The organism is Halomonas citrativorans (assembly GCF_900163645.1).
Lineage (GTDB): Bacteria > Pseudomonadota > Gammaproteobacteria > Pseudomonadales > Halomonadaceae > Vreelandella > Vreelandella citrativorans.
The window spans coordinates 1-22,840 of the sequence record NZ_FUKM01000034.1 but is presented as its reverse complement, the minus strand read 5'-3'; the positions used below and the strand labels follow the sequence as shown (position 1 = coordinate 22,840).

The following is a 22,840-nucleotide window of genomic DNA, read 5'->3' as shown; positions in this document are numbered from 1 at the left end:
AAGAGCGGTCCTTTAGCTAATCTAGAAATGACATTATCCATCACCTTGCCAGAATCCAGCGTCTGGTTTATCGTCTTCAGAAACCTAAGCACCAATACCAGTCTTTTAATCGAGATAGTTAGATTCTATCAGATACATGAAAATGCTCCCTGCGTAGAGTAGCCTTCTAGGGAAAGCCGCCATCCACGACGTTTACGTAACTCAAACCAAGCCATAATTGCAGCAACGCTCTTTGGATGCGTGAAATGCGTATTTAGGGCATAAATAGTTTCGTAATTGTCGTGCGCAAATAGGCCGCTTATCTAGTCGAGGTGAAAGTCTCCACAGAGATACAACAGATAGAAGCAAGAAAATACGCAGATGACTACGAAGTACTATTAAAATCACTGAAATAGCTGACTCAGAGTGTGTAAAGTGATCAACATTTTGAGTTATAGTATGAAGAACATTAATTAATTTATTTTTTAAAAAAATGACAAAACTGACTGACCAAGTATATACGACTCTACGGCGACAAATCATGGGTGGCGACCTTGCTCCTGACGAGCAAGTCAAGGAAGAAAGAATTGCAAAGCTGCTGGATGTCAGTCGTACTCCTGTTCGCGCAGCAATGAACCGACTGACACGTGACGGCCTTCTCTATCGAGAACCAAGTCGTGGTTTTTTCGTTTCTACTTGGAATACTGATGATATCAAAGAAGTTTTCGATCTCAGAATTCAGATAGAATCGAAAGCTGCGGGATTGGCTGCGCTAAGAGCGACCCCCGAGCAAATTAATAATCTGTTGGACTTATCCATTAAAATGGATGAACTGGTAAGAACAAAACCGGAGGGGTATTTAAAAAAAATACAGGAAAAAAATCGTAAGTTTCACTCCACTTTAATGGAAGCATCTAGATCAAAAAGGCTTGCTGAGATCGCCAAAAATCTTGTAGAAATACCCATTACTATTGGATTCTATATTTATTCCGAAGAAGATATGAAAAGGTCTATGAACCATCATCGAGAGTTGGTACATGCCATAAAAATTGGGTCAGAAAACTATGCTAGCGAGGTTATGACTGTTCACCTAAGAGCGGCATTATGTACCTTTATTATCAGTCGTAATAAAAATGAAAGTATGCATCTGCGAAAATCAACCTTGCCAGTTGATTAAACCTTACTATTGAAATACCCAGGCCGTACAGCCGCCCAATCAACTTGATAGTTTTTAGATAATATATTGCATTATGGATGTAGGAATAAGCCAGGGACAGTAGTTGACCCTGGCTTGTCATACTAAGCTGAAAAAGCATTTTCCTAAGCATTAACGAAGACTAAAGAATTAATCTTTTATTTTTTAATATTGAAGCTACAGCAACAACTAATAAGTCATTAAACAACAGCTCGGTCAATAGAGAATAACAATAAATAATTATTATAAAGCAATATGCAAGCCTAGCTATTATGACTCAATAAAACAATTTTTATCCTTCAAAGCCTTATCGACCCAGTTACGGTCGCTACAGCCTGCATGTATTTTGGTTAGCTCTTCTTGTTCAGCTTTTTGTTTTACCTGAGCCGCCGCCAGCAGCTCCTCAGCTTGTTCACGCGGGACGCAAAGCACACCGTCCTCATCCCCTATGATTAAGTCACCCGGTGAAATCACCATTCCCCCAATGGCGATAGGTACGTTTATCTCTCCTGGCCCATCTTTATAAGGACCACGATGTGTTACTCCCGCAGCATATACAGGAAGCCCAAGTTTATAAATTTCATCTATATCTCGAATGGCTCCATTAATGACTATACCAGCCACGCCGAGAGTTGCAGCATGGTGCGCCATTAATTCGCCCATCATTGCGTTGGTGAGATCACCACTAGCGTCGACAACAATGACATCTCCTGGCTGCGCCATATCTAGCGCCTTATGAAACATCAAGTTATCACCAGGACGTGTCTTGACGGTTAGCGCAGCTCCCGACAATCTCTTCCCTCCACCGTGAAAGGGACGAAGACACGGACCCGCCGAGGTCATTCTGGCCATCGAATCGCTGACATTGGCAACTGGTACATCGTCGAATGACGATGCCAACTCGGAAGTGACCATTTCTCGTCTTTTAAGTATGCGAAATCCAATGCTCATTGAACCTATCTCCTAATTGACTGGGCACATGCGCCCATTTGGGTATATGACGTGAAGTCACATAATGTCGTGAGCTGATAGCTCCTTGGCAGCGACCTCCAGTCCGGTTCGATTAACCCTTGCTACATTAAGGTTTAATATTGGTGGAGTTCACTATACATCACGCCTTTTGTCTAAGCGGCAGGTCGAGCAAGTGTCTACTGAATGAAGGCATCAATGCTCAAGCGACACGGCGACCTTTAGCCACTACGAATCAAGGTGCTTCTTCTGGTCTGAGTCGTTTGATTGTGGAATAGAGGCTCGTTTGAGCAAGGGGTGGCCAATAACCCTACGAATTAAAGGGCTAAGAATTGTAAGAGTGATAATTGTCACAAGCACTAAGGCGATCGGACTAGAGAAAAGAAAGGCAAAATCTCCCCTTCCAATTATCATTGCCCTTCGTAGACTAGATTCGGCGATAGGGCCAAGAATAACTGCGAGAACAGCTGGAGCGAGCGGAATGCTCAGACGCTCCATACACCAGCCAATAATCCCAAAGAAAAACACCAGCCAAACTTCAAAGATGCTGTTGTTGATTGCATAAATGCCAATAGCCGTCAAAGCAATGATGATAGGTGCCAAGATCAATGGCGGCATATACATGACATTAATAAACACTCTGGCACCAGCGCGGCCGACAAAGAACAGCATGATTGATGTCACCAGCATTGACAGTATAAATCCATACGTGACAGGAGCTGATTGAGTGAACAGCTCGGGCCCTGGTTGAAGCCCATGGACAAGCAGTCCGCCAAGAATCACGGCAGACACGGAGCTGCCTGGAATGCCTAAAGTAAGTGCTGGTATGAGAGATGAAGCATTATCGGCGTTATTGGCACATTCCGCTGCGGCCACACCTTCCGGTGCGCCTTTGCCAAAGCGTGAGCTATCCTTCGACACTCTTCTCGTTTCATTCCATGACAGCATGGCTGCAATATTGCCCCCAGTACCAGGAATGATGCCGACGATTACGCCAATAATAGATGCCCGACACCACGTAGGGATGAAAAAACTCCACCTTATTTTGGATTTACTCGCACTCAAACTATTTGCTTCGGCGCCTTTTTTTATCAGAGTCGCTTCCTGGGCAAGAGTAAGCGCCGGAGGGATGGCATACAGCCCAGTCAAAATTACGAGGATACTGATACCGCTGCTCAATTCTAAGACGTCGAAAGTAAAACGTTCGTAGCCTGACATACTGTCAATTCCTACCATGCCTATTAAAAGACCAAAACAGGCACTGATAAGGCCTTTAACCGGAACGTCACTTAATAATACTGAGATAGCTGCTAAGCCAAAAACAGCTATCCAAAATAGTTCAACAGGCCCAAACCTTAAAGCCAGTGATGCTAAGGGTGGGCTAAGCAAAAGCAAGCATAACGCACTGATCGAACCGCCAATACACGAAGACATAAGCGCGATTTTCATTGCTTTCAAGCCTTCACCCTTTTGCGCCATAGGGTTACCGTCAAACACAGTAGCTATACCGGCTGGCGTGCCAGGGATCCGTAAAAGAATGGCAGGTATTGCCCCACCATACATGGCACCATTGAAGATACCAGCCATCATGCCTAAAGCTACAAGCGGCTCCATCGTAAATGTCAATGGGATGAGTACTGCTATTCCCATAGTGGCTGATAAGCCCGGCAAAGCACCAATGAAAACGCCGATCGTCGTTCCCACTAACATGGCGATAAGTACCGAGGGTGAGAAGAGCAAAGGCAAAGCACTTAGGATGTTATCCCACATGACGTGACTCTCAGAATAGATGGATGAATAGCTCAGGAGGTAGAGGGCGACTGAGCAATACTTTGAAAATCAGGTATATAAGAAGGGAAAATATGGTGCCAGCTGCCAAGAGCGGCTTCCAATGTTTATACCCCAGAATAAAGCCTGAAAGGGGAATAAAAATAAAAAATGAAGTTACAAAACCCAGAGCGGGAGCGAGAGCTATGAGAGTCGCAGTAGACAATACCAGCAACAGAAACCGCCTAGCTTTTCCTTTTTCAAGTATTAGCGTGCTTGATTGGTTTCGACGCAAGGCCATCACTGATTGAAATGCCCACAGTACAAGCAGTAGCGACATAATACTTAGAACAGTTGTTGGCAAATAGGCTGTTTGCTGTGGAAAACTTGAGGCGTGTAACGCGCCTAAAACACTCAATATTGCAGCTGGTATCGCAACCGCTAATTCAATGCTGGCCTTTCGGATCATTATTATTGCTCCTGGTTTACGAAGATAGCACCGTGGTGGAGGCATCACGGTGCTCCTTAGCTTAAGGCATGCTTACTCGTTCCAGGGAGACTCATTCCAGAGCGCTTGGAAACGCTCTTGTTGTTCTTCAAGCATGGCTCGATAATCTTCTGGCGCAAGATATGAAAGAGGCAAGGATTGCTGATCTGCTGCAGCCTGGAATTCCTCTTCTTCTATGGCCGCTTTAGCAGCCTCAGAAATCTTATTAATAATTTCATCGGGAACACCCGCAGGCGCAGCTATACCACGGGCAGACCCCATGACGAGATCATAGCCCAGCTCCTTGAAGGTAGGAACATCTGGAGCTTCTTCCCAGCGCTCTTCACCTCCTTGAGCTAATGTCCTTACTTGCCCCGCCTTGGCAGCTGAAGCTATCTCACTGACGTTGATAACACCTATATCGATATGACCACCCATCAGGGCTTGTCGCACATCCGCAGCTCCCGGGAAAGGAACATGGTTCATCTCGATATCGGCCTGACGTTCTAGTGCAAGCGTGGCAAGGTGATCATCACCACCGACGCCTGAAGTGCCATAGGTGAGTTCTCCAGGGTGGGCTTTCGCGTACTCAACCAATTCCTCAAACGTTTGAAAAGAGCTGTCAGGGTGGACGCTAAAGCCGGCAGGATCATCAATTATATTCGCGACAAGTGAGAAATCGGAAAATTCGTATCGAGTGTCGCGCTCAATGGGGATTGATATGACATTGGGTGTGTTAATGAAACCGATGGTATAGCCATCCGGCTTAGCATTGGCGAGAGCAGTAAAACCAACCTCTCCTCCGGCTCCAGGCCGGTTAACGACAGTGATGTCAGCATTAAGATGCTTCTCAAGATAAGGGACGAGTGTCCGGGCTGCGACATCAGTCCCACCTCCAGCTGAGTAAGCAACAATCATCTCGATCGGTCTTTCTGGGTAGTCGGCTAGAGCCAAGCTTGAGACAAGCGACGTGGTGCAGAGGATGAGCAGAGAGCGGCTGGTTTTGAGATGCATGATAATCTCCGGTGCATGTAATCGTTAATTGTATTTTTTAAAGTGCAATCAAATAAAAGCACAGGAATTTTTGCATAGCAAGCAACTAAGGGAAGAGTACAAAACCCTACCCATAAAACCAATTCAAATTATTGATTTTAAAATAAATATAAAAACATTATACTTTAGGAGCATGCTATTTTTTCCGCTCCGATATAGACATCTGAAAAATATTGTACTTATATTGTTCTTATCGTCATTAGGCGAATGCCACAGAGCGCTTTCGAACCAAAAGCCATATTACATATGGTGAAAATTAAAAATTTATCTTAATACAGATAAAAAAATACAAAATATTCTTAGACATAAATAGGGCCGAGACATGCAAACACCTACCTCTTTTTCAAGCGATGTAACGGATTCAGCGTCAGAGTCACTCAAGTCAGTATTTCGCCTTGACGTCTGGTATAACCCCATCATGAAGGAAATCTTCGAGGCCAATCCCGAATATAGATTGACCACATTGCCTACTGATGCGGATGCTGATGACGCTACCAGCACAGCTGTACTGAGAGAGGCTCATGCTTACCAGATTTCCTCTGCTAAGGACGAGACCCCCTTGCATTGGCGGGCCAATGCCGAGTTGCTGGCCAAGGCTCCCAATCTACTTTGTGTATCTACGTCAGGAGCAGGCTACGATACTGTCGATGTTGATGCGTGTACAAAAGCGGGTGTGTTGGTGATGAGTCAATCAGGTGCCAACGCTGTATCTGTTGCGGAACACACTATCGGACTAATGATCTCAATTTCAAAGCGCTTAGGTGAGTCCGACCGTCGACTACGCAGCGACACCGGCTTCAGTCGTGAAAGCTTGATGGGAAATGAACTCTGTGGGAAAACACTTGGCTTGGTAGGTATAGGGCATATAGGTCGGCGTGTCGCAAAACTTGCAAGAGCCCTCGATATGCGAATTCTTGCTGTTGACCCTGAATTGGATGCTCCGACGATAGCCGAACGTGGGGCTAAAAAAGTTGATTTAGAGGTGCTGCTGGCTGAGTCCGATGTCGTGTCTCTACATTGCCCGCGTGATGCAAGCACAGAACAGATGTTTAATGCGGCTATATTTCAGGCCATGAAACCCGGTGCAATCTTCGTTACCACAGCACGAGGTGGCATTCATTCAGAGTCGGCCTTACAAGAAGCGCTGGAAACTGGGCACTTAGCGGGTGCTGGTCTGGATGTTTGGGATGTTGAACCTCCCCCACTCGATCACCCTCTGCTGACCATGCCAAATGTAGTAGCAACTTATCATACGGCAGGGGTGACACATGAAGCCCGTAGAAATATAGCCTCTTGGGCGGCAGAACAAGTTATCCATACTCTTGACGGCCACATGCCTACCAGGCTTGTTAACCCGGAAGCTTTGCCAAAATACATATTGCGCTACGAGAAGGTCTTCGGCAAAAAACCTGCGGGTTACAAAACTAAAGTTTCATAACACACTGATAATGATTTCATAAAAAATATAATGAACAATTGTTTCAGACAGACTGAACGCTAACAGAAAGTTTATTAAAGAAGCCATCGCGGTCTAACGGCTTCTTATGTTTTAAATTTTCTAACCAGTTCAATAGGTAGCTAAAAACTCTCCCAACCAGTGCTTGGAAAATATTGATGTGAATTTCTCGCTCGACAACTCCTTACAAGAATCATTGAGCAATAACAGCTCAGTGACAGTCGACCTCTCTAAGATGGGGGTTACATGCCATCTCTGTACCGCCAGAACAACACATAGCATATATCCATAACTTCGATACCTGCCGAAGACTCCATCTAAGATAGCCTTTTTACACGCCAAACTGCTTTATCTTCCATCGGCGTGACGTCTTTGGTCGGGTACCAAACAACCGGCATCCGCATTGTGATCAGGTGGAAGGCATATGACCGTTTTGCGTCTTTTTGTCGCATAGGCACCACGACCAAACATGGAGGAGTGATACCCACATGATTGCACATCTGGGCAATACCGAACGTGTCGGCGCTGATTATCTCCATTTCCTTGAGGCCTTAGTGGATGCTGGCTTCGATGGTGAGATCGCCCCGGATTACGCCAACCGCACAGTGCTGGCAACCGATAATTCGCTCTATCAGTACCTACCTCAGGCGGTGCTATATCCAAGGCACGTAAACGACTTGCAGCATATCGCCAGGCTGGCCGCCAGAAATGAGTTTCGTCATGTGGTTCTGGCCCCCCGCGGCGGTGGCACTGGCACCAACGGCCAATCACTTACCAATGGGCTGGTGGTCGACGTATCTAAACATATGAATGCCATACTCGATATCAACGTCGAAGCCCGCCGGGTTCGGGTTCAGGCCGGGGTGATCAAGGATCAGCTTAATGCCGCCCTGAAGCCCTACGGATTGTTCTTCGCACCAGAACTTTCCACTTCCAACCGGGCGACGATCGGCGGCATGATCGCCACCGATGCCAGCGGACAGGGCAGCTGCGAGTACGGCAAAACCCGCAATCATGTCATCGAGCTCGACAGCGTGCTGCTCGGCGGCGAGCTCCTCGTCACCCGGCCGGTGAGCGAAGCCGAGCTCGATGCCCTGTGTGCGCGCGACGACGCCGTGGGCCAAGTGCACCGGGAGGCCCGCGAAATCATCGACAGCGAGCGCGAGCGCATCCGCGACACCTTCCCGCCACTCAACCGCTGCCTAACCGGCTACGACCTGGCGCACCTGCGCACCGAAGATGGTCGTTTCAATCTCAACAGCGTGCTGTGCGGCGCAGAGGGCTCGCTGGCCTTCACCAGCGAGGCAGTGCTCAATGTGCTGCCGATTCAGGCCCATTCTACCCTGGTCAACGTGCGTTACGCTGGCTTCATGGACGCCCTGCGCGACGCCAAGGCGCTAATGGCAAGCAGTGCCACCCCGACCTCCATCGAGACGGTGGACGACAAGGTACTGGACCTGGCCATGCAGGACTTCATCTGGGATAACGTCGCCGAGTTCTTCCCCGCGGGGGCTGAAGCGGTGGACGGTATCAATCTGGTGGAATTCAACGACGACGACCCCGAACGGCTAGACGTGCGGGTTGCCAACTTCTGCCGTCATCTTGAGGATGACACGAGCGTCAAGCGCATCGGCTATACCCTGGCGGAGGGGCGCGAGCAGATCGCCCGGATCTACGGCATGCGCAAGCGCGCCGTGGGCCTGCTCGGCAACATCCAGGGCGAGCGGCGCCCGCTGCCCTTCGTCGAGGACACCGCGGTGCCGCCGGAGCACCTAGCCGACTACATCACCGAGTTTCGCGCCCTGCTCGATGCTCGGGGCCTGTCTTACGGCATGTTCGGCCATGTCGACGCCGGAGTACTCCACGTGCGCCCGGCACTAGATATGAAGGACCCTGCCGACGAAGAGCTGATCCGCGAGGTTTCCGACGAGGTCGCCGCACTGACGCAGAAGTACGGCGGTCTGTTGTGGGGTGAGCACGGCAAGGGCGTGCGTTCTGAGTACGCCCCGGCCTTCTTCGGTCCTCTCTATCCCACCTTGCGACGGCTCAAGGCCGCCTTCGACCCCCACAATCAGCTCAACCCCGGCAAGATCGCCACCCCTCTCAAAGAGGGCGAAGCGGATGTGAGTGAGCAGCCGGTGAAATGGGTCGATCCGGGACTGTTGACTATAGACGGCGTGCCGACCCGCGGCCAGTTTGATCGCCAGATCGACGAACGGGTCTGGCAGGCCCATGATGACGCTGTCTACTGCAACGGCAACGGCGCGTGCTACAACTACGATCCGAACGACGCCATGTGCCCGTCCTGGAAAGCCACTCGGCAACGCATTCACTCGCCCAAGGGCCGTGCCAGCCTGATGCGCGAATGGCTGCGCCTGCAGGGTAACGCCGGTGTCGATGTGCTCAATGAGTCGCAAAGGAAGCGGGCCGAGGGCACCAGGGGCTTCATCCAGAACTTTCCGCTGCGGCTTATGAACACTTATGCCAGGCGGCGCGGCGCGGCGGACTTTTCCCACGAAGTGTATGAGGCCATGGCCGGCTGCCTGGCCTGTAAATCGTGTGCTGGCCAGTGCCCAGTGAAGGTCAACGTGCCGACCTTCCGTTCGCAGTTTTTGGAACTCTATCACAGCCGCTATCTGCGCCCGCTGCGTGACTACTTGATTGGCGGCCTGGAATTTATGCTGCCAACGCTTTCGCGGATCGCCCCGTTCTACAACGCAGTCCTTGGCAACGGTCTGGTGGACAAATTGTTGGCTGGGCCCATCGGCATGGTCGACAGCCCGCGGCTGTCCCGGGCCGGCCTCAGCAAGCAGCTCAAAGCCTGGGGTGTGGAGATAGCCTCTCCCACCACGTTGGGCCAGCTGACTGAGGCCCAGAAGGCCAAAAGCGTAGTGCTAGTACAGGACGCCTTCACCAGCTACTTCGAATCGCAGCTGGTGATGGACGTCGTCGAGTTTCTCCTGCGGCTGGATATACGTGTCTTCGTCGCCCCCTTCGCGCCCAACGGCAAGCCACTGCAAGTACAAGGCTTCCTGGGCGCCTTCGAACGTACAGCGGCTAAGCAGGCCAAACGTCTCAGAACACTGTCCAAGTTTGGTGTGCCACTGGTGGGCATCGACCCAGCCATGACCCTGACCTACCGCCAGGAGTATACGAATGCGCTTGGCCCAGAGAAGGTGCCTGAAGTGCTAATGCTTCAAGAGTGGCTTGTGGCTCGCGCCCCAACCCTGTTACCTGAGGGCTTATGCCTCCGTGATCCGGGCTACCAGCTGGTCGCCCACTGTACCGAGAAGACCAACGAACCCGGCACGCCCAAAGCATGGCAGCAGCTGTTCGCAGCCTTCGGTCTCAAGTTGGAGGTAGTAGCCACGGGCTGCTGTGGGATGTCCGGCACCTACGGCCATGAAGCGCGCAACTTCGAAACCTCGAAGATCATCTACTCCCAGTCATGGCAGCTCCGTGTGGAAAATCCAACCAATGCCGGGCGGTTACTAGCTAGCGGATACTCCTGCCGAAGCCAGGCCAAGCGGCTTTCAGACGTAGCTCTACCCCATCCATTTCAAGCTCTGCTCTCAGAACTCAAACGCTGCGGCTGGACTAACAGTGCAGAACATGCAGTTCCGTAGCCTAGCATTGTTGCTACCCGGAAAGTTCCAAGTAGACAAGCCAATTAAGTAGTAACGGAGGAACCATTCTCACCAAACTCTGGCGGCTACCATTACATGGGATAACGCCACACGTGTTAAAAAAATGAAAACATAGGAAATCGAATCATGAGCGCCGCAATGAACAATCAAGAAAAACAACCCAAGCAAACGGCACAGAGCCAGCGATATCATCGTCGCCTTTCCTCTATCCTAAACCTGCATGATTTCGAGAAGGCTGCTAAGCGTCATCTACCACATTCCATCTTTTCATATATTGCTAATAATGCTGAAGATGGCAGGACGGCAAGGTCCAATAGTATGTCCTTCGATACATTTGAGTTCGTCCCTCGAACATTGGTAAATGTTACTAATATCTCTCAAAAAACCACGATATTGGGCGAAACTTGCGAAGCCCCATTTGGGATTGCACCAATGGGCCTAGCAGCGCTATCAGCCTACCGCGGAGACTTGGTATTGGCGAGTGGAGCTGAACAATCTGGTATTCCCATGATCATGAGCGGATCGTCCTTAATAAGGATGGAAACACTTGCTCAACAATCGCCAACTGCATGGTTTCAGGCATACCTTCCGGCTGGGCGAGAAGCCATCCACTCACTCGTTGAACGCGTTAGAAAGGCAGGGTTTCATAACTTAGTGATTACGGTCGATGTTCCTGTAGCAACCAATCCCGACAACAACCGGCGCGCTGGTTTCTCATCGCCTCTGCGGCCTAGTATCAAGCTTGCTTGGGATGGAATGAGTCATCCTCGTTGGCTTTTCTCAACATTTTTACGGACTTTAGTTACGCATGGGATGCCGTATTTCGAAAATAACTACGCAACTCATGGAGCCCCAATTTTCTCTGCCAGTGTCAACCGCGACATCTCAGACAGAGGAGGCTTAGATTGGGATGATCTTGCCTACATCCGTGATCTTTGGCCTGGAAACCTGATTTTAAAAGGGATCCTAAGCGTTCAGGACACATCACGTGCTTGTAAAATTGGTGTCGATGCTTTGATAGTGTCAAATCACGGTGGTCGTCAGTTGGATGGAGCCGTATCTCCTTTGACGGTGCTGCCCCGTATAGTGGATGCTGCGGGCAAAGTTCCCGTAATGATAGATAGTGGGTTTCGTAGAGGGACAGATGTTTTGAAGGCATTAGCTTTAGGGGCAAGTTTTGTTTTTATCGGTCGACCATTTGGTTATGCCGCTGCCGTGGCTGGTGAAGACGGCGTCAGACATGCAGCCTCTCTCATGCGTAACGAAATTGCTAGAAACATGGCACTGCTAGGTATAACGGACCTTCAACAACTGAACTCTGACTTTCTACATAATAAACGAAGTCAATCCTGTTAGATCGGCTAACATGAATCCTCTTTAGAGAAGGACATACGATGAGCCTTTTTCATGGCCTGAGTGATGTGAGAAAAGGCAATCCCACGGATACCCATTTCCGTACTGGTTCCCATGATTTATGGTTTTTAAAATGACAGTAACCGACGCCTTACCCAAAGATTTATACGATGCCTAGCCGACTCTCGTCTTCGCGATTGAAAATCGCTTAATAGATTTTTATCACTGTCAACGCTCTCATGCTACTCCACTGGACTTGAGCCAGATCCTTCAAATCATAAATGCAAATAGCACAATGGGATCTTATAGCCTTTTTATTCCATCTTCTGTCGCTAACGCTATTCTTATCAGCAATCTTGGCACTTGTTCTCGCACACTGGTGCCAACATCGCACCGCTACTACATGATTCCTTATCAATTTTTGGAGATAAATAAGATGACAAACATACATGCTCCCGGCGCCGACACGCCAACGTATAAAAATGCATCCCAGAGTTTTTCTCCCGAGTTACTAGCTGCTATCCGTGAGCGCTTTTGCCATGTAGACCATTGCCCGTTTACTGGTAAGCGCATTTATTTTGAGAATGCAGGCGGCACTCTGACACTCAAATCAGTGATAGAGCGAGGCTCAGAAATAGCTAGCATCCCTGATAATGAACATCGCAACAACCTCGCGTCTCACGCAATGTCACAAGTTGTGACCAAAGGTAGGCAGGCACTTGCAACATATTTTGGTGCTAATGAGGGGGATAGCGTGATTTTCGGGGGAGAAACAGGGACCGAATGCCTTTTCCGACTTATTCGGGCTGCCTCAATGGCTGCGCCGACCGGTGGGAGCGTAGTAGCCTGTGAGCTAGAGCACCCGGCAACATTTGACGCGACTGTCCAATGGGCACGGCGCACCAACCGGGAATGGCTGAAGGTCCCTTTTGATACTGCAAGCGGTCGTGTTACTGCAGCAGATTACGAAGCAGTGGTACAGCCAGACACTAGAGTGGCTACCATCATACATACCAGTCCGGTCACCGGCATGGTTCAGGATGTAGCGGAGATTGCTCGAAGCATTAGGACGATCGCACCAGAATGCTACATCATAGTTGATGGCATCCAGCATGCACCCCATGGTGCGCTTGACGTTGAAGCCTATGGTGTGGATGGGTATGTCATTTCAATGTACAAGGCTTTTTGCCGTTTTAATAATGGGTATGCTTGGGTATCTCCGCGACTGAGTATAGTGGATCACGATCGTCTGGCGGGTAAACCCGACAATGTCTGGGAGTTAGGCAGTCGTGATCCATCGGCACTGGCCGGTGCCGATGAGGTGGTGAAATATTTGGAGTGGCTGGGTAGTTCTTTCACAGACAGCATTTTGCGGCGTGAGCGACTCTTGGCGGCGGGCAGAGCCATGCACACCCATGAAAAAGCGTTAGTTACACGCTTGATCGAGGGGACAGAGAAGCTTCCCGGGCTGGGGTCATTGCCAAGGGTAAAACTAATTGGGCAGGTCGATTCTCCATACCGGGAAGGAACTATCTCTTTTGCAATAGAGGGTATTAACGCCACTCAGATAGTGGCCTATCTAGGCGAGCATGGCATACGTGTTCATGCCCGAAGCGATGACGCTTTTTCGGGGAACATCCTGCGACCGTTTGGCTTGGCCTCGATAACCCGTATTTCTCTTGCTCACTATAACACTCCTGAAGAAATCGATATTTGTCTGCAAGCACTGGGGACTATTCTCACTGAGCACTGAGGCAAAAGTTCATATTGATCATGCCAGCACCATAGCGACAGTGCCTGTTTGCCAGAGTTATTTTGCGCTCCCGCTATGCCCCGTTGCGGTCCAGGACGGGGAAAGAGCACATTGAATGGCACACATACTAACGATTCGAAACGCTTCGCAAGTGGCCTTTATCTCCAGCGCGATTCGGCGATATGATTTTTTTAACCGTATACTTCGGTTTCGAGCCCTTTAAAGCACTTTTCATTCGTTACGCTCATTTCGCCTAACTTGTTCAATCATAAATAGTAACTGGCTTTTGAGAAACCGTACCATAGGTGCTGTAATCCCCCCACTTTACGAAGCAGCTATTCGTAGAAATTTAAGCTGTCATCAGTAGCTGCCGAGGAGGGACACCACCAATAGCGGTATCGATGTTAGGGAAGATTAGCGACACGTCGGGCAATCGGCCTGCGTCCTTATGCAGAAGGAATTCCTCGTATGTGTCGGTAACGTAGTAGTCAGTCACAGCGACCGCCTCGATCTTCGGCGTCAAGGCTTCGAGCGTCGAAAAGTAGGAGCTCTAGGGGTCGGATACACCGAACTGATTGTTGAGGATAGTGCCGGGCGCATGGATATGCGACTCCCATCTGTGCCACTCAGAACCGCGACTGATCACTTCCATCTCCAAATTCTTATTCTTACCACCTCAATAGGAAAGGTCTAACACGGCTGAAACAGCATGCCGCTTTCCCCGGAAGGGCCGCTCAGGGTCGATAGCACCTAAGCACGAGCATTCCTCGTTTCGGCCAAGATCGGAAATTTAGTAAGTTTTGATATAATGGGTAGTTTGAGCGGTTTGGCTACTCCGCGCCTTCTATAATATTTAGCTAGGCAGCAAGCAAATAAACCATGAAATAACTCGTTACCTTTCTCTGTTCACCCTTCGCAAGTTGTCGATTCCTACAGATATCAGCAATCACAGCGGTGGATTCTGGATCAGAATGCTAACCAGCTAGTGGCTCTATCCGGAGATGGCCGTCCAGAGTTTAAAAAGACGCTCAGCGCGGTCACTGTGACTAATATCAATCCCATACCCAGAATTTGCGGCCCTACCAGGGTTTCGCTTAACACCACGACTCCAAACAGCGTCGCGGTGACCGGTTCGACCATTTCCACAACGGAGGCACGGCCGGGGCAGTATGATGCAAGCCGAAGTTATAAAGAACAAAAGACAAACCTGCGCCGAGCACACCGAGTACTGCGAATAGCGGCCAACCCGGCGTGCCCAGGACAGCAACCGCTTGGCCAACATCACTCCTCGGCCAGATAAGATTAGTGGCAAGTACCGTAAGCGCTATAGAGAGAATAGCCCGCGGGCTACCATGTGGCGCCGCATACTTGAATCCGAAAATGAATATTGCGTAGGACAGTCTGGCAAGCAGACCAGCACCTACACCCACCGCCGTAACTCCAATCGCACCGATGTCATAAATCCGTGTCAGCAACACGCCACCAAGAAGTACGACTGCGATCGCGGCCCACTTCAGAGGCGTGGGACTTTCGAGCCTTAGAGCGAAGGATACGAGATATACGAAGACTGGGGCGCTGTACATCAGCGCAGCCCCAACAGCAACGCTGCCGTGCGCAATACTTAAGAAATAGAACGAGAAGTTACCCGTTACGCCGATACTGGCGGTTTGTCAGGCCTCTACTTTGTGGACGCAGTATTATCCAGATGAGAACGCACAACAGTCCGCTCGCAACCCGGTAGAAGGAAACCACGAACGCGTCCCAACCGTCGGCCATAAGGATCCCGACGCCCCTTCCAGCTAACCCCCAGAAAAGCTCCGCCAGCAGCACAAAAGTTGTACTCGCCCCCATCCTATAACCTCCCTTTTTCGTGCTGAACTAACATAGTTGACGGCGGATAGGGGCTTCATGGAATCCTGCTCCGGGCCGCTGAAAGCAAGGCGTCGGTCACTGCCCGAGTGTCAGATAGGGCCGTCTGTACACCAGCCAAGCCATTAGCAGAAAAAGCTTCATTTTCAGTTAATCCCCATAAGCCATCCTACCCAGCATCGAATCAGGAGTGCTGGAAATGCGAGCTATGAACAGGCCACTACAAAAGGCCGTTTGCTTTTGGCTAGTGCAATGGGTGTTATTACTGGGTTTGCTAAGTGTTACTACTGTAGCCACCGCACAATCTTTTTTTAGTCAGCACGAGAGCGTTCTTCCTCCAGAGCAGGCTTTCAAGCCAACACTTAGCCATGATGGCAAATCGTTGGAAATTGATTGGCAAATTGAGCCCGACTACTACCTTTATCGGCACCGTTTTTCTGCCGAAGCCGAAGGGCGTGAGCTATCGCTGAATATTCCTGATGGGGAAACCATTGAGGACGAGTATTTTGGACGTTCTGAGGTTTATCGTCATTCGTTGAGTATGACCACCCAGCCTGGCAACGCTGAAACGATTACTCTTCGCTGGCAGGGCTGCGCCGATGCGGGCCTTTGCTATCCACCTCAGGAACAGACCTTTGACTTAGCGTCTGCTGGCCAGGACATAGCCAAAACGGACGAAACATCGGATGCCACGAACGAATCCTCATTTGGAGAAAACCCTACTTCTGACCCAGAAAATACGTTGGCAGAAGACCAGCAACTGGCGGCGCAATTGGCCGGAGGTAATTGGTTCTGGACGTTGGCGGCATTCTTCGGCATGGGGCTGTTACTGACGTTCACGCCTTGTGTATTGCCGATGATACCGATCCTTTCGAGCCTGATCGTGGGGCGACGAGAGGTGGGTGAGAGCCACCGAGCGGCAGGCTTCGTAATGTCTACTGCCTTCGTCCTGCCCATGGCGGCCACCTATGCGTTACTCGGCGTGGCCGCTGCCATGGCAGGCGCCAATCTACAAATGCTATTTCAGAACGTCTGGTTTATAGGCCTGTTCTCGCTACTGTTTATCGTTCTCGCCTTGGCCATGTTCGGCTTGTTCGAATTAGAGCTACCGAGAGCGCTTCGCCAGCGGCTTGATGCAGGCATGGCACGTCAACGCGGCGGGCGTTTAAAAGGGGTTGCCATCATGGGCGTGCTCTCTGCACTGCTAGTGGGTCCCTGCATGACCGCACCGCTAGCGGGAGCGCTACTGTTCATTGCCGATAGTGGCAACCCCTGGTTGGGCGGCGCAGCCCTGTTATCGCTTGGACTCGGAATGGGTCTACCACTCATCCTGATCGGCACCGTGGGTAGCCAGCTTCTACCTAAGCCGGGTGCCTGGATGATTCGCATTAGAGCGCTTTTCGGCTTTGTATTACTGGGGATGGCGATTTGGTTTGTGGCTCGCATAATACCTGATGCCATCGTTCTCGGCCTTTGGGGCGCTCTAACACTTAGCTTTGCGATAGCCCTCATGTCGCTTGCTCGGAACGAAGGCCTTAGTGGCATCACGCCTCAAGTCTTGACGGCCAGTGCAGCAAGCATAGCCATATGGAGCGCGCTAATGTTAATCGGCGCTGCCGGCGGTGCCTCTGATCCTTGGCGTCCGCTAGCGATTTTTACATCAACTAATGGAGGCTCAAACAATGAGCAACCGCTTACCTTTGATGAGGTTGAAGATCTAGCCACGCTTGATGCCCGTATTGATCAAACCGGGGTTAGCGGCCAGATGACGCTCGTCGAATTTACGGCCGACTGGTGTATCTCTTGTAAGGTGATCGAACAGGAAGTTTTCGCTGACCCCACTGTTCAAGCCGAACTGGAGAATGTGCAACGGTTGAGCATCGACGTAACTAACTACGACGCATCTGACAAGGAGATCATGGAGCACTTCGGCATCGTTGGGCCGCCAACGCTAATGTGGTTCGGCTCTGACGGGCACGAGCGGCGCAGTGCGCGCATTATCGGCGAACTAGACGCTGACACATTTCTGAAGCGCTTCGATCAGGCCAAACAAACCGGCAGCAGTACCACTGGAGGTGGTTCATGAGTCCCCTGGATCGCAGCCTCGTTATCGGCCCGTTAGCTCTGAGCGTAGGGCAGCTTTTGCTGATGCTTTCGATAGTTATCGCACTGATCATCGGAGGCTGGCTAGGCCGCCGTCGAAAGGTCAACGTTGGCGATAGCATCTTCAATGCCATGCTCTTGGGTGTGATCGGGGCGCGACTTGTTTTCATCGTTCAATATGGCGAAAGCTACGATACGTTCTGGTCGTGGTTTGACATACGCGATCGCGGCTTCGAGCCGCTAGCGGGCCTTGTCGTCGCCTTGGTTTACCTTGCTTGGCGGCTATGGCGCCAACCTCACGAGCGCGGTCCTCTCGGAACAGCCGTAATATCAGGGGCCCTGACCTGGTCGCTGACGGCGGGGGCACTGACACTCATGGTATCTCAAGGTGCTAGCATTCCTTCGACGGCGTTAACCACGCTTAAGCATGACGAAGTGACTCTTCCCACTATGCTAAGCGAAGCTGATCGCCCCATGGTGGTCAATCTTTGGGCCAGTTGGTGCCCGCCGTGTCGACGCGAAATGCCTGTATTTGAGCAGGCTCAACAAGAGCGAGACGACGTGACGTTCGTGTTCGTCAATCAGGGCGAGAGCCTCAGCACCGTTAGTGCCTTTTTACAGCAAGAGTCACTCACCCTCGATAATGTCTACCTCGACCGGAACAATGCGCTCGGCCATGACGTGGGTGCCATGGCCATGCCCACCACGCTTTATTACAACGCCGATGGCACGCTTATCGACACCCACTTTGGAGAGCTGTCTCGCGCCACGCTCGATCGCAGTCTAGCGCGTTTCAACCTCTAACTCACCTCACTTTGGAGACAACACACATGGCCGCTTTCAACGCCTGTATGACACCACTACGCCTCACACTAACGCTTGGGACTAGCATCGCGCTGGCAACAAGTCTGCCTGCAACTGCCGCTGAGTGGCCCGCCCCTATTCAAGAGCTCGAACAGCAAGGTCTCACGATTCATGGAGAATTCGATGCGCCGGACGGGCTGACTGGATATGCAGGTAGTGCTCGTGGCCAGACGATTGCGGCATACCTTACCTCGGGAGGCGAGCATGCGCTAGTTGGTACACTGATCAATGCCGAGGGCCAGGACGTTTCAGCTGAGCGGCTAGAGCAACTCGTCAACGGTCAAAGAAACGCCGAGTTATGGCAAAAAATGGATAGCCAACACTGGGTGCGCGATGGCGATAAAGAGGCACCCCGTATCGTATATACCTTTAGTGACCCCAACTGTCCTTACTGCCGCCAACTGTGGGAAGACGCCCAACCCTGGGTTGAAAGTGGCGACGTTCAGGTTCGTCATTTGATGGTAGGTATTCTCAAAGCAGACAGCCCTGAAAAGGCAGCCGCGATACTCAATGCGGATAATCCTGGCGAAGCGCTGGCTGAGCATTACCGCAACGATGCCATGCCCGAAAATCAAGGGGATGACCAAAGCGAGCAGTGGGTTAGCGAAAACACCCAGCTAATGCGCGATGGCCAACTCTTCGCAACGCCAGCGACCTTTTATCAGGATGACAACGGTGACGTGCACAGTGTGATGGGTGCTCCCTCGCCCGATAAGCTTCGAGCCATTATGGGGAGTGATTCACCTTAATCTAAACGGGTTCAACCCGAAGGCAATTGAAGCGTCACTCGTAGCCCAACACCATTGCCAGATGCGAACGTCACTCGGCCTCCTGCCCGGGTGACAATCGCCTCGACGATCGAAAGACCCAAGCCACTACCTTTAGGATGATCTCCCCGATGAAAGCGCTCCGTCAGTCGGGAGAGGTGTTCGGCAGCAATGGTTTCACCTTGACTAGTGATATCGATGACTGTCATTCCCTTTGATTCCTGTACGGAAATCTCTATCGGCGCACCGGGTGCGCCGTGACGCATCGCATTTTCGAGCAGGTTGCGTAGAACCGTCACGAGAAGCGGCTCAGATAGGGCGACATGTACTTGGTTAACGCCTTGGGGATAATGACAATGATCACGGCTACCGGTTTCTGTCATCGCAGCCACCAGTGCCCCCCCAAGAGGAGTAGGATCAGGACGACGGGCACGTGTGATGTCCTCACTTTCCATTCGCGCCAATAGCAAAAGCTGACCAAGCGTTTTCGTTAGTCGATCTACCCCAGCTTCAGCTTGCTGCATCGCTTCGTACTGCTGGTGACCGTCAACACGCCTCGCGATTTGCAGATGTGTGCGAACGGCAGTTAACGGTGTACGAAGTTCGTGGGCAGCATCGTCGGTAAAGCGCTGCTCCAATTCAAGCATACGTCGCGTTCGTGCCAGTAGCGTATTGAAACTATCGATCAGCGGGCGAATTTCACCAGGCAATCCATGAAGAGGTAGTGCCGAAAGGTCATTGTGTTCGCGCAGAATAAGTCGTTGTTGTAACTTGGCAAGCGGCGCAAGTCCTCGTGTTACCCCCCACCATAGCGCAACAAGACTGCCCACCAGCGCCAGTAGAAATGGGTAAAGCGCGGCCCGGCGAACCTGCAGCAGCAGTGCTTCTCTCTCTTTCAGACGATCAGCCACCGTAATACGCTTGTCGTTATCAACTAACGTGTAAACTCGCCAGCGCTGCCCGTTGTGCTCGCGATAACGATACCCCTCAGCCTCAACGGCAAGCACGTCGTTCATTTCCGGATGCGTACCCGCCACCACTTGACCACGAAGCGATGATACTCGACAAGCGATACCATCCAGCGAAGGAATCGTTGGCGTTTCATCTTCTGTACCGTTCCAAGACGTTGCTGGCACGCGATCCAACAAACCAGCCACCATTCGCGCCGATTGAGCCAGACGCTGATCCAGAGACTCTTCCAACTGCGCCGACAGGTCGCGCATTGACCATATGGCAGTGATACTCCATAGCAGCACGAGAGTAATTCCAAGTGTAGCAACCAGACGTAAGCGCAGATTCATGAGGTCGCATCACTGTTGTATTTGCCAAGTCGATAACCCAAACCTCGCACGGTTTCGATCACGTTGCGTCCCAGCTTGCGACGCAGTTGGTAGATGTGCACATTAAGCGCATTGCTTTCGATCTCATCATCAATACCGTAAAGGCAGTCCTTCAATTGATCGGCGCTCAGAATTCGCCCGCGAGCTCGAATTAATGCTTCCAGCAGCATTAACTCGCGTCGCAACAGGACGACGGGTTCTCCATCCAACGTGACGCTACGTGTGACGGGGTCTAATGCCAGGCTACCGTGACGAATGGCGTGATCCACTTGCCCTGCCGTACGGCGTAATAACGATTGGAGCCGGGCTGTTAACTCGTCAAGATCAAACGGCTTGACCAAATAGTCGTCTGCGCCTCCCTGAAGGCCCTCGACGCGGCTCGCTACCGCATCTCGAGCCGTTAGCATCAGCACTGGCGTCGCCACGCTCGCATGACGCCAATGCTTCAATAACGTCAAACCATCTCCATCGGGCAATCGACGGTCGAGAATAACAGCATCGTAGTTAATGGTGGCTAGCGCGCCTTTCGCAGTATCCAAGGTGGTGACGGTATCAACCACAAAGCCGCTCAGTGCCAATCCTGCTTCGACGCCAGCCGCTACCGGGGCATCATCCTCGACCAGTAATACCCGCATACTTACTCCTCAAGGTCATAGAAAATGGTTTCTATCAGCAGTATGCCATTAGGGGATGAAGTTAATATGAGGCAGCCCCATTTTGCAGCCGATAGATCGAAACCATCCAAACCAACAACTAAACAGCATTATGTAATGCCAAAAGCCGCCATTATCCACATCCACGCTTCATTTACAGTTAATGTTCATCATGCCTAATGAGCTTTTGGTCGTATAGTGAGTAACGTTTCTTATGAACTCTTGCTTTGTAAAACCTGCAGTCAGTGGTCGACTGCTTCGCTGCGTATTCATGGTGGCATTGTGGCTTGTTTCATTTTCGGCTTTTGGCGAGACCTCACGGCCACTAGGACATTATCTATTGCCTGAAACCGGCAATATCGTCGGTGAGGCCTATACCGTTCAAGTAGAGAACGAAAAGGATACCTTGCTCGATATTGCTCACGCACACGGTGTCGGATATGAGGAAATTCGACGGGCCAATCCTGACACCAGTCTTTGGGTTCCCGGTAAAGGAACGCAGGTTCAAATTCCAGCGCAGCACATACTGCCGGATGTGGAGCGTAAAGGTGTGGTCATTAATATCGCAGAGCTGCGGCTTTACTACTATCCCGAGGTGCAAGAGGGAGAAACACCTCGCGTCGAGACTTATCCCATTGGCATCGGCCGAGATGGATTCGATACACCATTGGGGATTACTAAAACCACTATGCGCCTTGAGGATCCCGCTTGGTATCCACCCGAATCTGTTCGCCAGGAAGCGGCTGAACGCGGCGACCCACCGCCCAATGTCGTTCCGCCAGGGCCTGATAACCCACTCGGTCAGCACGCTATCTTATTGGATATTCCTGGCTATTTAATCCACGGCACGAACCAACCAGATGGTATTGGTATGCGTGCCAGTCGGGGTTGTATTCGTATGCACCCCGACGATATTAAAGCTGTATTTGAGCAAATACCCAACGGCACCCAAGTCAATATTATCGATGAACCGGTCAAGCTTGGCTGGGACACCGACCACTTACCGTACTTGCAGGCATTTACTTCGTTTAATGAACAAGAAACGAACATGAACGACTTGCTGGATATCGTTAACTATGCCGACAAATTACCGGAAAAAAAGCGCTCAAACATTGATTATGAAGTAATGCAGAACGCGCTTAGAAGGGGGAATGGATCTATAGAGCCGCTAATTTAGTCCATCTTTTTAGTGAATGTTAGTGGTTGTTATGGGTTTAAACGTGGCAAAGTACTTTCACAAGTGATGCCGCCACGTCCGTCGCCAGGTTTACTGTTCCCTGTGCCCCATTCCCCCATGCAAGTCATCGTTTACGGCGCTCTTCAGGGATAAATGGAGCATACAAAGGGAATAAATCATGGTGGTAGGCAATAGCTGCAACGCTATAGTCGAGCGGTAAACGAGCGCGAAGCTCTTTACAGTTGGTTAGTTAAACCCAGGTTATAAGCCAAGTCATCGTATATTTTCAACTTTGCTAAATGCATTAAGCACGGAGGCTGAATCGACCCTAGTCTCGTAGACACTCAATGGCCGCTCAGAGTTGTCAACTGCCATCTTATCATCAGCGTAGCTTGAAGCTCTGCATTC

16 protein-coding genes are annotated in these 22,840 nt (G+C 50.8%); 9 read left to right on the top strand and 7 right to left on the bottom strand.

From position 1 onward, the window contains the following. The first annotated feature begins 472 nt into the window (after positions 1–472). Entirely contained in the window at positions 473–1,156 is a 684-nt protein-coding gene (locus CZ787_RS09250) for a GntR family transcriptional regulator (RefSeq protein WP_087108452.1), read from the top strand. Positions 1,157–1,444: 288 nt separating this feature from the next. Here CZ787_RS09250 and CZ787_RS09245 read toward each other — a convergent pair whose 3' ends face one another. The 4 genes from CZ787_RS09245 to CZ787_RS09230 all read right to left on the bottom strand — a co-directional run bounded on the left by CZ787_RS09245 (position 1,445) and on the right by CZ787_RS09230 (position 5,411). After that, a complete protein-coding gene (locus CZ787_RS09245; protein ID WP_087108450.1) occupies positions 1,445–2,125 on the bottom strand; it encodes an RraA family protein in 681 nt (226 codons plus the stop codon). 246 nt (positions 2,126–2,371) lie between these two features. Beyond that, entirely contained in the window at positions 2,372–3,913 is a 1,542-nt protein-coding gene (locus tag CZ787_RS09240) for a tripartite tricarboxylate transporter permease (RefSeq protein ID WP_087108448.1), read from the bottom strand. 10 nt (positions 3,914–3,923) lie between these two features. Further along, a complete protein-coding gene (locus CZ787_RS09235) occupies positions 3,924–4,379 on the bottom strand; it encodes a tripartite tricarboxylate transporter TctB family protein (protein WP_176372202.1) in 456 nt (151 codons plus the stop codon). Positions 4,380–4,451: 72 nt separating this feature from the next. Further along, positions 4,452–5,411, bottom strand: coding sequence for a tripartite tricarboxylate transporter substrate binding protein (locus CZ787_RS09230; protein ID WP_087108444.1), 960 nt, complete (start codon positions 5,409–5,411; stop codon positions 4,452–4,454). A gap of 361 nt (positions 5,412–5,772) precedes the next feature. Between CZ787_RS09230 and CZ787_RS09225 the strand changes: the two genes are divergently transcribed. The 4 genes from CZ787_RS09225 to CZ787_RS09210 all read left to right on the top strand — a co-directional run bounded on the left by CZ787_RS09225 (position 5,773) and on the right by CZ787_RS09210 (position 13,659). Beyond that, complete coding sequence (locus CZ787_RS09225) at positions 5,773–6,888, top strand: hydroxyacid dehydrogenase (RefSeq protein WP_087108442.1); 1,116 nt, start codon at positions 5,773–5,775, stop codon at positions 6,886–6,888. Between the two features lie 506 nt (positions 6,889–7,394). Beyond that, a complete protein-coding gene (locus tag CZ787_RS09220) occupies positions 7,395–10,532 on the top strand; it encodes an FAD-binding and (Fe-S)-binding domain-containing protein (protein ID WP_087108440.1) in 3,138 nt (1,045 codons plus the stop codon). Positions 10,533–10,679: 147 nt separating this feature from the next. Beyond that, entirely contained in the window at positions 10,680–11,909 is a 1,230-nt protein-coding gene (locus CZ787_RS09215; RefSeq protein WP_254908598.1) for an alpha-hydroxy acid oxidase, read from the top strand. A gap of 253 nt (positions 11,910–12,162) precedes the next feature. Then, on the top strand, positions 12,163–13,659 hold the full coding sequence (locus tag CZ787_RS09210) for an aminotransferase class V-fold PLP-dependent enzyme (RefSeq protein WP_254908597.1): 1,497 nt from the start codon (positions 12,163–12,165) through the stop codon (positions 13,657–13,659). Positions 13,660–14,753: 1,094 nt separating this feature from the next. On the opposite strand, the gene CZ787_RS19225 is transcribed toward CZ787_RS09210, so the two are convergent. Next, a complete protein-coding gene (locus CZ787_RS19225; RefSeq protein WP_328514778.1) occupies positions 14,754–15,278 on the bottom strand; it encodes a DMT family transporter in 525 nt (174 codons plus the stop codon). Positions 15,279–15,736: 458 nt separating this feature from the next. Here CZ787_RS19225 and dsbD point away from each other — a divergent pair, with 458 nt between their 5' ends. From dsbD to dsbG, 3 genes are read left to right on the top strand one after another with little or no spacing between them, the layout of a single operon-like run. Then, positions 15,737–17,614, top strand: coding sequence for a protein-disulfide reductase DsbD (dsbD, locus tag CZ787_RS09195; RefSeq protein ID WP_087108454.1), 1,878 nt, complete (start codon positions 15,737–15,739; stop codon positions 17,612–17,614). Continuing rightward, complete coding sequence (locus tag CZ787_RS09190; protein WP_041158406.1) at positions 17,611–18,435, top strand: TlpA disulfide reductase family protein; 825 nt, start codon at positions 17,611–17,613, stop codon at positions 18,433–18,435. The genes dsbD and CZ787_RS09190 overlap by 4 nt, the downstream gene beginning before the upstream one ends. A gap of 26 nt (positions 18,436–18,461) precedes the next feature. Next, positions 18,462–19,244 (top strand): thiol:disulfide interchange protein DsbG, encoded by a 783-nt coding sequence (gene dsbG, locus CZ787_RS09185; protein ID WP_087108436.1) that lies wholly within the window; start codon positions 18,462–18,464, stop codon positions 19,242–19,244. 11 nt (positions 19,245–19,255) lie between these two features. On the opposite strand, the gene CZ787_RS09180 is transcribed toward dsbG, so the two are convergent. Both CZ787_RS09180 and CZ787_RS09175 read right to left on the bottom strand, forming a co-directional pair. Next, positions 19,256–20,563, bottom strand: a complete 1,308-nt coding sequence (locus tag CZ787_RS09180) for an ATP-binding protein (protein ID WP_087108434.1) — start codon at positions 20,561–20,563, stop codon at positions 19,256–19,258. Then, positions 20,560–21,237 carry a response regulator gene (locus CZ787_RS09175; RefSeq protein WP_087108432.1) on the bottom strand — a complete coding sequence of 226 codons (678 nt, stop codon included), beginning with the start codon at positions 21,235–21,237 and terminating at the stop codon, positions 20,560–20,562. Before CZ787_RS09175 ends, CZ787_RS09180 begins: the two co-directional genes overlap by 4 nt. A gap of 289 nt (positions 21,238–21,526) precedes the next feature. Here CZ787_RS09175 and CZ787_RS09170 point away from each other — a divergent pair, with 289 nt between their 5' ends. Further along, the gene (locus CZ787_RS09170) at positions 21,527–22,432 is read left to right on the top strand and encodes a L,D-transpeptidase family protein (protein ID WP_254908599.1); all 906 of its coding nucleotides are present in this window, start codon (positions 21,527–21,529) and stop codon (positions 22,430–22,432) included. The last annotated feature ends 408 nt before the right edge of the window (positions 22,433–22,840 follow it).

What these genes read in the sequence shown, in the direction of transcription:
- dsbD (WP_087108454.1), top strand. Translation starts at nt 15,737, where the DNA reads ATGAACAGGCCACTACAAAAGGCCGTTTGCTTTTGGCTAGTGCAATGG.
- CZ787_RS09190 (WP_041158406.1), top strand. Translation starts at nt 17,611, where the DNA reads ATGAGTCCCCTGGATCGCAGCCTCGTTATCGGCCCGTTAGCTCTGAGC.
- CZ787_RS09230 (WP_087108444.1), bottom strand. Translation starts at nt 5,411, where the DNA reads ATGCATCTCAAAACCAGCCGCTCTCTGCTCATCCTCTGCACCACGTCG.
- CZ787_RS09245 (WP_087108450.1), bottom strand. Translation starts at nt 2,125, where the DNA reads ATGAGCATTGGATTTCGCATACTTAAAAGACGAGAAATGGTCACTTCC.
- dsbG (WP_087108436.1), top strand. Translation starts at nt 18,462, where the DNA reads ATGGCCGCTTTCAACGCCTGTATGACACCACTACGCCTCACACTAACG.
- CZ787_RS09240 (WP_087108448.1), bottom strand. Translation starts at nt 3,913, where the DNA reads ATGTGGGATAACATCCTAAGTGCTTTGCCTTTGCTCTTCTCACCCTCG.
- CZ787_RS09180 (WP_087108434.1), bottom strand. Translation starts at nt 20,563, where the DNA reads ATGAATCTGCGCTTACGTCTGGTTGCTACACTTGGAATTACTCTCGTG.
- CZ787_RS09250 (WP_087108452.1), top strand. Translation starts at nt 473, where the DNA reads ATGACAAAACTGACTGACCAAGTATATACGACTCTACGGCGACAAATC.
- CZ787_RS09170 (WP_254908599.1), top strand. Translation starts at nt 21,527, where the DNA reads ATGGTGGCATTGTGGCTTGTTTCATTTTCGGCTTTTGGCGAGACCTCA.
- CZ787_RS09215 (WP_254908598.1), top strand. Translation starts at nt 10,680, where the DNA reads ATGAGCGCCGCAATGAACAATCAAGAAAAACAACCCAAGCAAACGGCA.
- CZ787_RS09235 (WP_176372202.1), bottom strand. Translation starts at nt 4,379, where the DNA reads ATGATCCGAAAGGCCAGCATTGAATTAGCGGTTGCGATACCAGCTGCA.
- CZ787_RS09175 (WP_087108432.1), bottom strand. Translation starts at nt 21,237, where the DNA reads ATGCGGGTATTACTGGTCGAGGATGATGCCCCGGTAGCGGCTGGCGTC.
- CZ787_RS09220 (WP_087108440.1), top strand. Translation starts at nt 7,395, where the DNA reads ATGATTGCACATCTGGGCAATACCGAACGTGTCGGCGCTGATTATCTC.
- CZ787_RS09225 (WP_087108442.1), top strand. Translation starts at nt 5,773, where the DNA reads ATGCAAACACCTACCTCTTTTTCAAGCGATGTAACGGATTCAGCGTCA.